Annotated in this window: 13 protein-coding genes; 11 read left to right on the top strand and 2 right to left on the bottom strand. The window is 66.3% G+C overall.

From position 1 onward, the window contains the following. Nucleotides 1–107: 107 nt before the first annotated feature. The 4 genes from CBY09_RS09220 (at nucleotide 108) to CBY09_RS09205 (ending at nucleotide 3,322) form a co-directional block, all read left to right on the top strand. The gene (locus tag CBY09_RS09220) at nucleotides 108–1,007 is read left to right on the top strand and encodes a transporter substrate-binding domain-containing protein (RefSeq protein WP_094288759.1); all 900 of its coding nucleotides are present in this window, start codon (nucleotides 108–110) and stop codon (nucleotides 1,005–1,007) included. A 111-nt stretch (nucleotides 1,008–1,118) separates the two neighbouring features. Further along, nucleotides 1,119–1,877 carry an amino acid ABC transporter permease gene (locus CBY09_RS09215; protein ID WP_094288757.1) on the top strand — a complete coding sequence of 253 codons (759 nt, stop codon included), beginning with the start codon at nucleotides 1,119–1,121 and terminating at the stop codon, nucleotides 1,875–1,877. A 1-nt stretch (nucleotide 1,878) separates the two neighbouring features. Further along, a complete protein-coding gene (locus CBY09_RS09210; protein WP_094288755.1) occupies nucleotides 1,879–2,544 on the top strand; it encodes an amino acid ABC transporter permease in 666 nt (221 codons plus the stop codon). A gap of 40 nt (nucleotides 2,545–2,584) precedes the next feature. Then, entirely contained in the window at nucleotides 2,585–3,322 is a 738-nt protein-coding gene (locus CBY09_RS09205; RefSeq protein WP_094288753.1) for an amino acid ABC transporter ATP-binding protein, read from the top strand. A gap of 130 nt (nucleotides 3,323–3,452) precedes the next feature. On the opposite strand, the gene CBY09_RS09200 is transcribed toward CBY09_RS09205, so the two are convergent. Further along, nucleotides 3,453–4,376: a MurR/RpiR family transcriptional regulator gene (locus tag CBY09_RS09200; RefSeq protein ID WP_094288751.1), complete on the bottom strand. Its 924-nt coding sequence runs from the start codon at nucleotides 4,374–4,376 to the stop codon at nucleotides 3,453–3,455. Nucleotides 4,377–4,476: 100 nt separating this feature from the next. Here CBY09_RS09200 and CBY09_RS09195 point away from each other — a divergent pair, with 100 nt between their 5' ends. The 6 genes from CBY09_RS09195 to CBY09_RS09170 all read left to right on the top strand — a co-directional run bounded on the left by CBY09_RS09195 (nucleotide 4,477) and on the right by CBY09_RS09170 (nucleotide 11,669). Beyond that, nucleotides 4,477–5,667 (top strand): M20 family metallopeptidase, encoded by a 1,191-nt coding sequence (locus CBY09_RS09195; RefSeq protein ID WP_094288749.1) that lies wholly within the window; start codon nucleotides 4,477–4,479, stop codon nucleotides 5,665–5,667. A 63-nt stretch (nucleotides 5,668–5,730) separates the two neighbouring features. Beyond that, a complete protein-coding gene (locus CBY09_RS09190; RefSeq protein ID WP_094288747.1) occupies nucleotides 5,731–6,723 on the top strand; it encodes a Bug family tripartite tricarboxylate transporter substrate binding protein in 993 nt (330 codons plus the stop codon). A gap of 97 nt (nucleotides 6,724–6,820) precedes the next feature. Beyond that, a complete protein-coding gene (gene pyrC, locus CBY09_RS09185; protein WP_420807446.1) occupies nucleotides 6,821–7,888 on the top strand; it encodes a dihydroorotase in 1,068 nt (355 codons plus the stop codon). Further along, complete coding sequence (locus CBY09_RS09180) at nucleotides 7,873–8,643, top strand: DUF3025 domain-containing protein (RefSeq protein WP_094288745.1); 771 nt, start codon at nucleotides 7,873–7,875, stop codon at nucleotides 8,641–8,643. The genes pyrC and CBY09_RS09180 overlap by 16 nt, the downstream gene beginning before the upstream one ends. Before the next feature lie 306 nt (nucleotides 8,644–8,949). Next, entirely contained in the window at nucleotides 8,950–9,828 is an 879-nt protein-coding gene (gene htpX, locus CBY09_RS09175) for a protease HtpX (protein WP_094288743.1), read from the top strand. 269 nt (nucleotides 9,829–10,097) lie between these two features. Then, complete coding sequence (locus tag CBY09_RS09170) at nucleotides 10,098–11,669, top strand: methyl-accepting chemotaxis protein (RefSeq protein ID WP_094288741.1); 1,572 nt, start codon at nucleotides 10,098–10,100, stop codon at nucleotides 11,667–11,669. A gap of 31 nt (nucleotides 11,670–11,700) precedes the next feature. Here CBY09_RS09170 and CBY09_RS09165 read toward each other — a convergent pair whose 3' ends face one another. Next, complete coding sequence (locus tag CBY09_RS09165) at nucleotides 11,701–12,780, bottom strand: GlxA family transcriptional regulator (protein WP_094288739.1); 1,080 nt, start codon at nucleotides 12,778–12,780, stop codon at nucleotides 11,701–11,703. 126 nt (nucleotides 12,781–12,906) lie between these two features. Between CBY09_RS09165 and CBY09_RS09160 the strand changes: the two genes are divergently transcribed. Then, nucleotides 12,907–14,250 (top strand): amidohydrolase, encoded by a 1,344-nt coding sequence (locus CBY09_RS09160; protein WP_094288737.1) that lies wholly within the window; start codon nucleotides 12,907–12,909, stop codon nucleotides 14,248–14,250. Nucleotides 14,251–14,276 lie beyond the last annotated feature (26 nt).

The following is a 14,276-nucleotide window of genomic DNA, read 5'->3' as shown; positions in this document are numbered from 1 at the left end:
GGTAAGTCCTCCCCCATTTCTAGACGTTTGGGCTTGCAGCCCGGACGGGTTGCGGCCAGTCTCTAGAATTCCTCCCTTTTTTCTGTTTTCAACACAAGGAGATCCCTATGAAGAAACATTTGCTCGCGATTGCTGTGACCGCCCTGGCCGCAGGCAGCGCGTTCGCTCAAGCCACCGACACCCTGGCCAAGATCAAGGCTTCTGGCAGCGTGACGCTGGGTGTGCGCGAGTCTTCGGGTCTTTCCTACACCCTGGGCAACGGCAAGTACGTGGGCTTCCACACCGAAATGGGTGAAATCGTCCTGGCCGACATCCAGAAGGCCCTGGGCATGGCCAAGCTGGAAGTCAAGTACCAGCCCGTGACCTCGCAGAACCGCATCCCCCTGGTGACTAACGGCACCGTGGACCTGGAGTGTGGCTCCACCACCAACAACGCTGCCCGCCAGAAGGATGTGGCGTTCGCTGTGACCACTTACGTGGAAGAAGTGCGCATTGCCGCCAAGGCCAACTCGGGCATCACGTCCATCAAGGACCTGAACGGCAAGACCGTGGCCACCACCACGGGCACCACCTCGGTGCAAACGCTGCGCAAGCACGAGCGCGCTGGCGGCGTGGACTTCAAGGAAGTGTTCGGCAAGGACCACGCCGACAGCTTCCTGATGCTGGAAACCGGCCGTGCCGACGCCTTCGTGATGGACGGCTCCATCCTGGCCGCCAACATCTCCAAGTCCAAGAACCCTGCCGATTACAAGATCGTGGGTGAAGTCCTGAACGTGGAACCCATCGCCTGCATGCTGCGCAAGGACGACCCCGCCTTCAAGAAGGCTGTGGACGACTCCATCAAGCGCCAGATCGCCGACGGTTCGCTGGCCAAGCTGTACGACAAGTGGTTCATGCAACCCGTGCCGCCGACCAACACCAAGATCGGCCTGCCCATCTCCGACGCTACGAAGGCTGCCTGGGCTGCCCCTAACGACAAGCCCATGGAAGACTACGCCAAGAAGTAATCTTCGCAACGCTTGTGCCCCTTCGGCCAGCCGGTTTGAAGGGGCTTTTTTGTTGGACCGGGCGCCACGCGCCTGGCCCGGCGCAATACCAAGAATTAAAGGGGTGCTCCTATGAGTTGGGATTGGCAGGTGTTCTGCCAGGACACCATGGACCGGGAAGTTGTGCAGAGCTGCTTTGGCAAGGGCGGCGACATCACCTACCTGGACTGGATGCTGTCGGCCTGGGGCTGGACGGTGTCTGTTTCGTTGCTGGCCCTGGTGCTGGCGCTTGTGTTGGGCTCATTGATCGGTACGCTGCGCACCTTGCAGGACCGGCCCATGATCGTTCGGCTGGGCAATGCCTGGGTCGAGCTGTTTCGCAATATTCCGCTGCTGGTCCAGATCTTCCTCTGGTACCACGTCATCCCGAGCCTGTTTCCTGTGATGAAGGGCGTGCCCGGCTTTGCACTGGTGGTGCTGGCCCTGGGCTTCTTCACCTCGGCGCGTATCGCCGAGCAGGTGCGCTCGGGTATCCAGGCATTGCCGCGCGGCCAGCGCTACGCGGGCATGGCCATGGGGTTCACCACCTTCCAGACCTACCGCTACGTGCTGCTGCCCATGGCGTTTCGCATCATCATCCCGCCGCTGACCAGCGAGACGATGAACATCTTCAAGAACTCGTCCGTGGCGTTCGCCGTGTCGGTGGCCGAACTCACCATGTTCGCCATGCAGGCCCAGGAAGAAACCTCGCGCGGCATCGAGGTCTACCTCGCCGTGACCACGCTGTACATCCTCTCGGCTTTCGCCATCAACCGGATCATGGCGTTCGTCGAGAAGCGCGTGCGCATCCCGGGCATGGTGGTGGCTGGTGCGGCAGGGGGAGGACACTGATATGAATCTCGACTTCTCCTTCTACAACTGGGACCTGATCTCCAACTTCGTGCTCAAGGGGCTGTACTTCAGCCTGATGCTCACGGTGATCGCCACCATTGGTGGCGTGTTCTTCGGCACCCTGCTGGCGCTGATGCGTCTGTCGGGCAAGAAGTGGCTGGATGTGCCTGCCACCATCTATGTCAACGGCATGCGCTCCATTCCGCTGGTGATGGTGATCCTGTGGTTCTTCCTGCTGGTGCCTGCGATCATCGGCCGCCCCATCGGCGCCGAGGTGTCGGCGGTCATCACCTTCATTGCGTTCGAAGCCGCGTATTTCAGCGAAATCATGCGCGCCGGCATCCAGTCCATCCCACGCGGCCAGGTGTATGCCGGCCAGGCGCTCGGGATGACCTACGGCCAGAACATGAAGCTGGTGGTGCTGCCTCAGGCGTTCCGCAACATGCTGCCGGTGCTGCTCACGCAGACCATCATCCTGTTCCAGGACACGTCGCTGGTGTATGCCATTGGTGCCTACGACATGCTCAAGGGCTTTGAGGTGGCGGGCAAGAACTTCGGCCGCCCCATTGAGGCCTACCTGGCTGCCGCCGTCCTGTACTTCGTGATGTGCTATGCGCTGTCCTGGATGGTCAAGCGCCTGCACCAGAAGATCGCGATCATCCGCTGATCGACGCTGGTGCAAAAGAGATTGGATTGAGGAAAAAGAAATGATCGAACTCAAGAACGTATCCAAGTGGTATGGCCCCGTGCAGGTGCTCAACGAGTGCTCGGCCACCATCAACAAGGGCGAAGTGGTGGTGGTGTGCGGCCCCTCGGGCTCGGGCAAGTCCACGCTCATCAAGACCATCAATGCGCTCGAACCCTTCCAGAAGGGCGAGATCACGGTGGACGGCGTGAAGCTGCACGACCCAAGCACCAACCTGCCCAAGCTGCGCAGCCGCGTGGGCATGGTGTTCCAGCACTTCGAGCTGTTCCCCCACCTGTCGGTGACGGACAACCTGACGATCGCGCAGATCAAGGTGCTGGGCCGCAGTGCGGACGACGCCAAGAAGCGCGGCCTGAAGATGCTGGAGCGTGTGGGCCTGATTGCCCACAAGGACAAGTTCCCCGGCCAGCTCTCGGGTGGTCAGCAGCAACGTGTGGCGATTGCGCGCGCGCTGTCGATGGACCCCATCGTGATGCTGTTTGACGAACCCACGTCGGCGCTCGACCCCGAAATGGTGGGCGAAGTGCTGGATGTGATGGTGGGCCTGGCCAACGAAGGCATGACCATGATGTGCGTGACCCACGAAATGGGCTTTGCCCGCAAGGTGAGCAACCGCGTGATCTTCATGGACGTGGGCGGCAAGATCCTGGAAGACTGCTCCAAGGACGAGTTCTTCAACAACCCCGATGCGCGCCAGCCCCGCACCAAGGACTTCCTCAACAAGATCCTGGCGCATTGATGGTGCGTCGCCCCGGGCCGCCCAGCCTCGGGGTTGGATCAAAGAAAAAAGCGCTCCTCGGAGCGCTTTTTTCATGGGCGCAGGCACGCCCGAAAACCTGGGGCGGTCCAGCGGAGGCGGTCTGCGCCAGTTAGCGCTTGCTTCCCCGCCGCCCTGCTGGCGGGTGGCCCTCCACGATAAGCTGGGCTTCCACATCCTTCCACAGATCGTCGCGCCGTTTCAGGGCTTCGGACACAGCCTCGTGCCGCAGCTGGGCCACGGCTGACACCAGGGCGTTGCACACAAAAAATGCGGCGGTGTACGAGTCAAACGGCGAGGCGTTGGAGATACGCACCTGCACGCGGTGGTGGGCCAGGGCCGCCAGCGGTGCGGCGTTGCTGTCGATGATGGCCAGCACCTGCGCCCCCGCATCGCGAAACCGCTGGGCCACCTTCACCGGCCCGCTGGCATAGCGCCGGATGCTGAAGACCAGCAGCGTGTCCTCGGGCTGGATCCACAGCAACTGGTCGGTGGCGGCCACGGCGCCCGCGCCCAGCTCGTGTACGCCGGGGCGGCACATGTTCAGGTGCAGCGCCAGCCAGGCGGCCACGGGGGCGCTGTTGATCTGCGCGAGCACAAAGACGCGTCCCCGGCTCTGCGCGATGCGCGCGACGATGGCCTCGAATGCCGCCATGTCCAGCCTATCGCGTGTGGCGGCGATGTTGTGCTGGTCGTGCAGCAGGGCGTCGTCCACACATTGCTGCAGGCTGCGCTCGGTGCCGATGGTGACGGGCGCACGCTGCCCGGCGGTCTGCAGCAGGGCCGTGACCTCGCCCCGCGCCTCGCGCTGCGCCTCGGCATAACTCGCGTAGCCCAGCTTGGCAAACAGCCGCACCACGGTCGAAGCGCTGGTGCCGGTGCGCGCCGCCAGCGCAGTGGCCGACTCCAGCAGCGCGTGGGGGTAGTCGCGCCCCAGCGCCTCGGCCAGGGCGCGCTCGCTGGCGGTGAGTTCGCCGCCCTGGCGGGCCAGGCGCTCGGTCAGCAGTGCGGTGGATGATTGCAATGATGATTTCATTTATGTCTCATTTATGAAAAATGTATTGCAAACAGCCGAAACGCGTGCAACACTGCGGCGCAAATTGTGCCCCGGCCCGGGGTGTGACCCAAGGACAAACATGCACGAAACGCTTGAAAACACGGCGTCCCAGGCGCCATCTGCCCCAACCGCCCCGGCACTGGCCTGGCTGACGGGCCAGGGGCAGGCCATGCAAGACCTGTTGCAAAAAGTGGTCAACATCGACAGCGGCAGCCGCGACGAAGCGGGTGTGACCGCTGTGGCCCATGCGCTGGCCGAGCGCCTGCGGGCCGCGGGCGTGCCCGTGCAGTTCGAGCCTGTGCCCGGCTACGGCGTGCTGCTGCACGCCCAGGTCACCCCGGACGAGGCGGCAGGCAAGGGTGCGCCGATCATCCTCATGGGCCACATGGACACGGTCTACCCCGCTGGCACGGTGGCGCGCCGCCCCTTCCGCGTGGAAGACGGACGCGCCTACGGCCCCGGCGTGGCCGACATGAAGTCCGGCCTGGTGCTCAACGTGTTTGTGGCCGAGGCCTTTGCGCGCTGTGGCGGCCTGGCTGCGCCGCTGCACCTGTTCTTCTCGTGCGACGAAGAGATCGGCTCGCCCGCCACGCGCGACCTCATCATGGACAAGGTGCGCGGCGCCCGTGCCGTGTTCAATGCCGAGCCCGGCCGCGTGAGCGGCAACGTGGTCACCAGCCGCAAGGGCTCGATGGTGGTGGAGTTCGAAGTGACGGGAGTGGCCGCGCACGCAGGCATCAACCACGCCGCAGGCGCCAGCGCCATCGAAGCCCTGGCGCGCAAGACGCTGGCACTGCACGCGCTCACCGACCCGGCCACGGGCGTGACCTGCAACGTGGGCGTGGTGCAGGGCGGCATCGTGCCCAACATGGTCGCCCCGCATGCCAAGGCCGAGGTGGACCTGCGCTTTACCGCCGACACCGACCCCGATGCACTGCTGGAGCGCGTGCGCGCCATCGTCGAGGAAGCATCCGTGCCCCGCACCCAGGGCCGCATCACCACCGCGCGCCGCACCCTGCCCATGAAGCCCACGCCCGACTACCTGCTGGCGCTCTACCAGCAGGGCGCAAGTGCGCTGGGCTTTGAGGTGCAGGGCGAGTTCACCGGCGGCGCGGCCGACAGCGGCCTCACGGCCTCGGTGGGCGTGCCCACGCTGTGCGCCACGGGCCCCGTCGGCGGCCACCCGCACACCGAGCGTGAGTACTGTGAGCTGAGCACCTTCGTGCCCCGCGCACAGGCCGTGGCGCTGGCCGTGCTGGGACACCCCTGAGCGGCTTGGCCCTTTTGCAATCTTCTTCTGTTCTCCTGTTCTTCTGTTTTTTTGAGCTTTTCGATGGCCATGAACACCACTTCCCGCCGCAGTCTTCTCTCCACCGGCCTGGGCCTTGCAGGCCTGGCCGCTTTGCCCGCCCTGGCGCAAGATAAATTCCCCTCGCGCCCCATCACGCTGGTGGTGCCGTTCCCGCCCGGCGGGTCGGTGGACATCATGGCGCGCCAGTATTCCGAGCCGCTGTCCAAGCTGCTGGGCGTGCCCATCGTGGTGGAGAACCGCGCGGGCGCGGGCGGCTCGGTGGGCGCGCAGTATGTGGCGCGCGCCAAGGCCGACGGCTACACGCTGGTCGTGTCGTCGCAAAGCAGCCACCTGGCCAACCCGCTCACGCAGCCCAAGGTGGGCTACGACCCGGTCAAGGATTTTGAAAACATCGCCATCCTGGGCCGCCTGCCCAATGCGCTGGTGGTACACAGCAGCCTGCCGTTCAAGACCTTCAAGGAATTCATCGACTACGCCAAGAAGAACCCCGGCAAGCTCAACTACGGCAGTGGCGGCGTGGGCAGCATGGGCCAGCTGAACGTGGAAATGCTCAAGGCCGCCACCGGCGCCTTCACCACTCACATCCCCTACCGGGGCGGCACGCCGCTGATCACGGCGGTGCTGGGCAACGAGGTGCAGTTCATCCTCGACAACCTGGTCATCATGCTGCCGCACATCCAGGCGGGCAAGGTGCGTGCGCTGGCCCTGGCCAACGACCAGCGCCTGCCCCAGCTGCCCGATGTGCCAACCCTGGCCGAAGTGGGCTACCCCCAGCTCAACCTCACCTCCTGGATCGGCCTGGCCGCGCCCGGCGGCACGCCCGATGCGGTGGTGCAGACCCTGTACAAGGCCGTGCGTGAGGTCGCCACTTCGCCCGCCATGCTGGCCAACCTCAAGGAGCGCGGTGTGATCCCGCCCGAAGAGATGACCCCCGCCGCGTTTGAGAAGATGATGTCCGAGCGCCTGGTGAAGTTTGGCGAGGTGGTGCGCAAGGCGGGCATCACCGCCGAATAAGGTGCGGGCCGCAGGAATATGAGTGTTTTTGGCTGTCTCCGCGCAATGGATAAGCGCTGATAGCTATAAAAATAATAGTAATCATGCCAATGGGACAATGTCGCCCATGACAGCCGCACTCCACACCCCCACCGCGCCCACCACCCTCACCATCACCCGCCCCGACGACTGGCACCTGCACGTGCGCGACGGGGAGCCACTGCACACGGTGGTGCCCCACACCGCCGCCCAGTTCGGCCGCGCGATCATCATGCCCAACCTGCGCCCGCCAGTCACCACGGCGGAGCAGGCGCTGGCCTACAAGCAGCGCATCCTGGCCGCCGTGCCCGCAGGCCTGAGCTTCGAGCCGCTGATGACGCTGTACCTCACCGACAACCTGCCCGCCGACGAGATCGCGCGCGCCAAGGACGCGGGCGTGGTGGCCTGCAAGCTCTACCCCGCCGGCGCCACCACCAACAGCGATGCGGGCGTGACCGACCTGCGCAAGACCTACAAGACGCTCGAAGCCATGCAGAAGGCAGGGATGCTGCTGCTGGTGCACGGCGAGGTGACCAGCAGCGACATCGACCTGTTCGACCGCGAGGCCGTGTTCATCGAGCAGCAGCTCATCCCGCTGCGCCGCGACTTCCCCGAGCTGAAGATCGTCTTCGAGCACATCACCACCAAGGACGCGGCCGACTACGTGGCAGACGCCGACCGCTTCACCGCCGCCACCATCACCGCGCACCACCTGCTGTACAACCGCAATGCCATCTTTGTGGGCGGCGTGCGCCCGCACTACTACTGCCTGCCGGTGCTCAAGCGCGAAACCCACCGCGTGGCCCTGGTGCAGGCCGCCACCAGCGGCAGCAGCAAGTTCTTCCTGGGCACCGACAGCGCACCGCACCCGGCGCACCTCAAGGAGCACGCCAGCGGCTGCGCGGGCTGCTACACGGCCCACGCGGCCATCGAGATGTATGCCGAGGCGTTCGACAACGCCGGTGCACTCGACAAGCTCGAAGGCTTTGCCAGCTTCCACGGCCCTGACTTCTACAGCCTGCCGCGCAACACCGGCACCATCACCCTGCGCCGCGAGTCGTGGACACCGCCCGACAGCTTTGCGTTTGGCGAAGCCGAACTCAAGCCCCTGCGTGCCGGTGAAGCCCTGCCGTGGCGGCTGGTGTAAGCGAAGCCTTCGACGCCATCGACTGGAGCGCCCCCTGGCTGGCGCCGTGGCGCACCCTGGGCCAGCCCGTGGCGCAGCAGCTGCAGCACGATCCTGCCGTGCACCGGGCCTTGCAGGTCGCAGCGCCGCCAGCGTTGCCAGTGGGTTTTGTGCCTCAGTCCGAGCTGCCCGAAGGCACGGCCTACGAGCAGTACATCTGGGACACCCGCCGCGTGCCCACACGCGACAACCTGCACGACTTCTTCAACGGCCTGGTGTGGCACCAGTTTCCGCGCACCAAGGGCCGCCTGAACCAGCTGCAGGCCCAGGCCATCGCCGCCGACGGTGTACAGGCCGTGCGCGGGCCGCTGCGCGATGCGCTCACGGTGTTTGATGAAAACGGTGCGCTGCTGCAGGCGCCCGACGCGCTGTGGCAGGCGCTGCACTCGCGCGACTGGCAGCGGCTGTTCATCGACCTGCGCCCGCTCTGGGCCCAGGCCCGGCTGGTGTTGGTAGGCCATGCGCTGATGGAGAAGCTGGTTGCGCCCCGAAAACCCATGGTTGCGCACGTCTATACAGCCCCGGTAGCTATTGAATCAATAGCAAATCTGGATGCCTGGCTGGCGCAGGAGATCCAGCCCCAGCCCTGGGCTGCCAAACCTTTCTCGCCGCTGCCCGTGCTGGGCGTGCCCGGCTGGTGGCCCGCCAATGAGGCGCCAGGTTTTTATGCCGACGCCCAGGTGTTCCGGCCACCCCGCGCAGCGACAGGGGCCTAGGAGCGGCTAACAAGACTCAGCGAAGCGGTTCTGGCCAGGCGCTGTGTCGCAGGCAGTACGGGCAGTACGGGCAGTACGACAAGACGCGGCAACGACGCCAGAAGCGTTTTGTGAGCCGCGCTAATTCCCGTCAAGGCTTGTGTGATAAGGGGCGCATGCAGGTTTGCACCTACCATAGCGCGATGCAATCGCGGCCAGAGGGCGGGTGCCGTTCCCACACAGGGGGCGGCGCTTGAAGAGCGGCCGCCGGCCCCCATCTAAGCCAGCAAACACCTGTTGTTGTTTACCCCACGGAGAATTCAAGCCATGAAGCGGATCCTGTTATTTGTGATGACCAACCTGGCCGTCGTTGTCGTGCTGGGGGTGGTGGCCAGCCTGCTGGGCGTCAACCGCTACCTCACGGCCAACGGCCTGAACCTGGGCGCGCTGCTGGGCTTCGCGCTGGTCATGGGTTTTGGCGGCGCGATCATCTCGCTGCTCATCAGCAAGCCCATGGCCAAGTGGACCTCGGGCGTGCGCGTGATCGACGGCTCCGGCTCGCCCGACGAGCGCTGGATCGTCGAGACCGTGCGCAAGTTTGCCGACAAGGCGGGCATCGGCATGCCCGAAGTCGGCATCTTTGAAGGCGACCCGAATGCCTTTGCCACGGGCGCGTTCAAGAACTCCGCGCTGGTGGCCGTGTCCACGGGCCTGCTGCAGGGCATGACGCGTGACGAGGTCGAGGCCGTCATCGGCCACGAGGTGGCGCACATTGCCAACGGTGACATGGTCACCATGACGCTGATCCAGGGCGTGATGAACACCTTTGTGGTGTTCCTGTCGCGCGTCATCGGCTACGCAGTGGACAGCTTCCTGCGCAAGAACGACGAAAACAGCTCGGGCCCCGGCATCGGCTACTACGTGACCACCATCGTGCTCGACATCGTGCTGGGCTTTGCCGCAGCCATCATCGTGGCCTGGTTCAGCCGCCAGCGCGAATTCCGCGCCGACGCAGGTGCTGCGCAGCTGATGGGCCGCCGCCAGCCCATGATCAACGCCCTGGCCCGCCTGGGCGGCATGCACCCCGGCGAGCTGCCCAAGAGCGTGGCCGCCATGGGCATTGCCGGTGGCATTGGCAAGCTGTTCAGCACCCACCCGCCCATCGAAGAGCGCATTGCCGCGCTGCAGAATGCGCAGCAGCAATAAGGGCTGACGGGGTGGGGCCTCGCCCCACGCAGCCCCTCAAGACACCGCCGCAGGGTTTGCGCCCTGCGGCGGTTTCCTTTTGGGTCAACCAACCAACGGGGGTGTGGGCCGTCGCCGGCCCTTGCACCGTGGCTGGCACCTTGCCAACTCAAGTGGGTGTCACCTTGTGTCGATATGCTGGTGTGCGCCTGCGGTGCCCCGGCGCATGCCCCGGGGCCGGTGGCCGACTTCGGCCCGGTGTTTTTGTCCCCCCCACGGAATCCATTCTTATGTCCATCTCCCACGCACGTGTTGCGGTTCGTCTGGCCCTGGCCTTTGGTGTTGTGTGTCTTGTCATGTCGCTTTCGGCGGCCGTTGGCATCTGGCGGCTGGCAGGGTTGCAGGACATTGCCGACGACCTGGGCGGCGCATCGTCCGAGCGCGCTTTGCTGGCGCGGGAGCTTCACGCCATCGTTGTGCTCAGTTCTGCCCGCGCCGAGACGCTGCTGGAGATCGACAACAACCCCGCCTATGCAGCGCGCATCGACGCCGACCGCAAGACCACCTCGGCACGGTCGTCCGAAGTGCGCAAGCGCCTGGACGAACTGGCGGCAGACCCCGAATCCCAAGCGCTGTTCGACGCCATCGACAAGGCGGGAAACGGTTTTCGCGCGGTGCGCGATGACCTGGTCAAGCGCCGCAAGGCGGGCGAGGCACTGCCTGCAGACGCTGTGGCCAACCAGCTGCGTCCGGCAGCCGATGCCTATGCAGCGGCCGTGAACAAGCTGGCCGAGTACCAGCGCCAGCGCGTGGCCCAGGCCCGCGAGGCCGCCGCCAGCAGCGAACGCCAGGGCATCACGCTGCTGGCAGCGGGCTCGGTGGTGGGGTTGTTGCTGAGCCTGGCCTGCGCATGGTGGCTGTCGCGTTCCATTCTGCAGCCGCTCGCCCAGGCATCCGAGGTGACGGACCGCATTGCCGACGGTGACCTCACCTCGGCCATCCCCGCCTTGAGCACGGGCAACCGCGACGAGCTGCAGGCCTTGCTGTCACGCCTGGGCGGCATGCAGGCCCGCCTGGCAGGGCTGGTGGTGGGCATGCGCCAGGCCAGCACCTCGGTGGCGGGCGCGAGCAGCGAGATTGCGGCGGGCAACAGCGACTTGTCGGCCCGCACTGAACACACCGCCTCCAACCTCGAAGAAATCGCCGCCAGCATGGAAGAACTGCTGGCCACCGTGCGCCACAGCGCCGACGCTGCAGCGCAGGCCAGCACCCTGGCCACCGGTGCCAGCAGCGTTGCCCAGCGTGGGCGTGAGGCCGTGGACCGCGTGGTGGGCACCATGGATGGCATTGCGCTGTCTTCGCGTCGCATTGCCGATATCACCAGCGTGATCGACGGCATTGCGTTCCAGACCAACATCCTGGCGCTGAACGCTGCCGTCGAGGCCGCGCGCGCAGGCGAGCAGGGCCGGGGCTTTGCGGTGGTGGCGGGCGAGGTGCGCAGCCTGGCCCAGCGCTCGGCCACGGCGGCCAAGGAGATTGGGGGCCTGATCAGCGACAGCGTGCGGCAGGTGGACGAGGGCACGCAACTGGTCCACGCGGCAGGCAGCACCATGGGCGAGATCGTCCAGTCGGTGCAGCAGGTGGCCACCATCATTGGCGAGATCAGCACCGCCGCCCGCGAGCAGACCACGGGCCTGAGCCAGGTGGGCGAGGCCGTCTCGCAACTCGACCAGATGACGCAGCAGAACGCCGCGCTGGTGGAGGAGTCCTCCGCCGCCGCCCAGGGCCTGCGCGTGCAGGCGCAGCAGCTGGCTGAGCTGGTGGAGGCGTTCCGCCTGCCTGCGGGCAACGCGCTGCGCTGAGCCGCGCGCAGTAGGTATTGCGACCGGACCGCTACTTCACTTCCACCCGCCAGCGCCGCCGTGGCGCACGCAGCGCATGGCGCTTGCGGTACTCGGCCGGTGCCATGCCGGTGTAGCGCACAAAGATGCGCCGGAACGCCGCCGGGTCGGCATATCCGCAGGCGACCGCGATGCTGGGCACGCTCTCCAGCGTCACCTCCAGCAGCACCTTGGCGCGTGCGCAGCGCAGGCTGTGCAGGTGGTCCAGCGGCGACTGCGACAGCTCCTGCTGAAAATGCCGCAGCAGGGTGCGGGTGCTCACCGATGCTGCCTCGGCCAGCCGGTCCAGCGAGTAAGGCTGGTCCAGGTGTGCCTCCATCCAGGCAATGGCGCGGGCGAGTGTGCTGTCGCGCGTGGCGGGGATGTGCTGCTGCGCATTGGCCTGCAGCGCCGCGCGGGCGCGCTGGTGGTCGGGGGCCATCACGGTCTCGCAGGCGGCGGCCAGCTCCGGCCCCAGCGCCTGGCGCACCAGGGCAATGGCCAGCAGGTTCACGTTGCTGGGCAGCGCGCAGCTCAGCCAGGGGCCATCGTCCGACAGGTCCTGGCCCAGGCTGTGGCCAATGCCCGGGAAGTCCCGTTCGAACCCTGCGATGTAGAACCAGGGCAGGCAGGCCTGCCGCCCGTTCAGCCGCCCGCTCTGTGCGGCCAGCCAGGCGCCGTTGCCCACGGTGAGCAGCTTCTGTCCCGCGTCCAGCGCAATGCCCAGCTGGCGGGACAACGCCTGGTGCCGGGCCGCCACGGCGCGGATGGCCGGGATGTCGGGCGCGTGGAAGGACGGGATCAGCAGTGCCTGGGCGGGCGCTGGGGCCACTGTGCCATCGTCCGGGGTCACGTAGGCCGCCAGGGGGCCGGGCAGGGGTGCCAGCGGCAGGCCCTCGGCGTCCAGCAGGCGCCAGGCCAGGCGGGGCGCCTGCGCCCCCAGCCGCAGGCTGGCCAGCAGGTTGGCGCCGCGCAGCAGGTCGATGAGTTGCAGGGCACTGCCCACGGCCGACTCGGGCAGCAGCGGGATGTCCACGCGGAACACCGGGGGCTTGGGCGGCGCTGCAGGCAAGGACAAAGGTGACGGTGGCATGGCGATATTGGCTCTGTGGATGGCGATTTTCGCTTGTCATGAAGGTGGTGTGCGCTTTTAGCATGAATGTGCTTTTCGCTTCCCCACCCAGGCCCTCGTGGCTGTTCACTCCCTACGGATCTGCCCATGCACAAACCCCTCTCTGCCATCGCGATTGCCGCCGGCCTCGTCGCCTGCGGGCTGACTTTTGTCTCTTCGGCCCAGGCCCAGGCGCTGGATGCCGCCGGCCTGCAGGCCATCGACGCCGCCGTGAACGCCGTGGCGCCCAAGATGGTCAACTGGCGCCGCGACATCCATGCCCACCCCGAACTCTCGGGCCAGGAGGTGCGCACCGCCAAGCTCGTGGCCGAGCACCTGAAGAAGCTGGGCATGGAGGTGCAGACCGGCGTGGGCGGCACCGGCGTGGTGGGCACGCTCAAGGGCGGCCTGCCGGGCAAGGTGGTGGCCCTGCGCGCCGACATGGACGCACTGCCCGTGCTGGAGAACACCGGCCTGCCCTTTGCGAGCAAGGCCAAGGCCAACTACCTGGGCAAGGAGGTGCCCGTGATGCACGCCTGCGGCCACGACGCCCACACCGCCATGCTGATGGGCGCGGCCGAGGTGCTGGCGGGCATGAAGGCCCAGCTGCCCGGCACCGTCAAGTTCATCTTCCAGCCTGCCGAAGAGGGCGCGCCGGTGGAGCCCGACGCCAACGGCAAGGTGCCCAGCTTCGGCGCCAAGGCCATGATCGAAGCCGGTGCGCTCAAGGATGTGCAGGCCATCTACGGCCTGCACATCACCTCCAACCTGCCTGGCGGTGTGGTGGGCTACCGCAGCGGCCCGCTGATGGCCGGGTCGGACAACATCACCATTCATGTGGAAGGGCGCGGGGGCCATGGCTCCTCACCCTGGGCCACCATCGACCCCATCGTGGCCGCCAGCCAGGTGGTGATGGGCCTGCAGACCGTGGTGAGCCGCCAGCTCAACATCAGCCAGGAACCGGCCGTGGTCACCATCGGCCAGATCCAAGGCGGCACCCGCTACAACATCATCCCCGACAAGGTGGAGATGATGGGCACGCTACGCACCTTTGACGAAGACATGCGCCAGGAGGCCCTCAAGCGCATCACCACCACGGCCGAGTCGATCGCTGCCGCCAGCGGCGCCAAGGCCAGCGTGCGTTTTGGCCCCGTGGCCTACCCCGTGACCACGAACCCTGCGCAGCTCACGCAGGCCTCGTTGCCCGCGCTGAACCTGGCCATGGGCGGCAAGACCATGGTGATCCCCAAGGTGGCGGGCTCCGAGGACTTCTCGGAGTTCCAGAAGGTCGTTCCCGGCTTCTTCTACTTCCTGGGCGCGCCACCCAAGGGCAAGGAATTTGCCAAGGCCCCGCCCAACCACTCTGCGCTGTTCGACATCGACGAGGACCAGTTGCCCAATGGGGCTCGCAGCCTGGCTGCCCTGGCCGTGGACTTTTTGCAGCGCAAGTAAAAAGAAGCCAAAAGAAGAGGGGCGCC

Origin of the sequence: Acidovorax kalamii (assembly GCF_002245625.1) — a bacterium.
Taxonomy (GTDB): Bacteria; Pseudomonadota; Gammaproteobacteria; order Burkholderiales; family Burkholderiaceae_C; genus Acidovorax; species Acidovorax kalamii.
The sequence above is the reverse complement of the archived record's forward strand: the minus strand, read 5'-3'. Positions and strand labels throughout refer to the sequence as shown.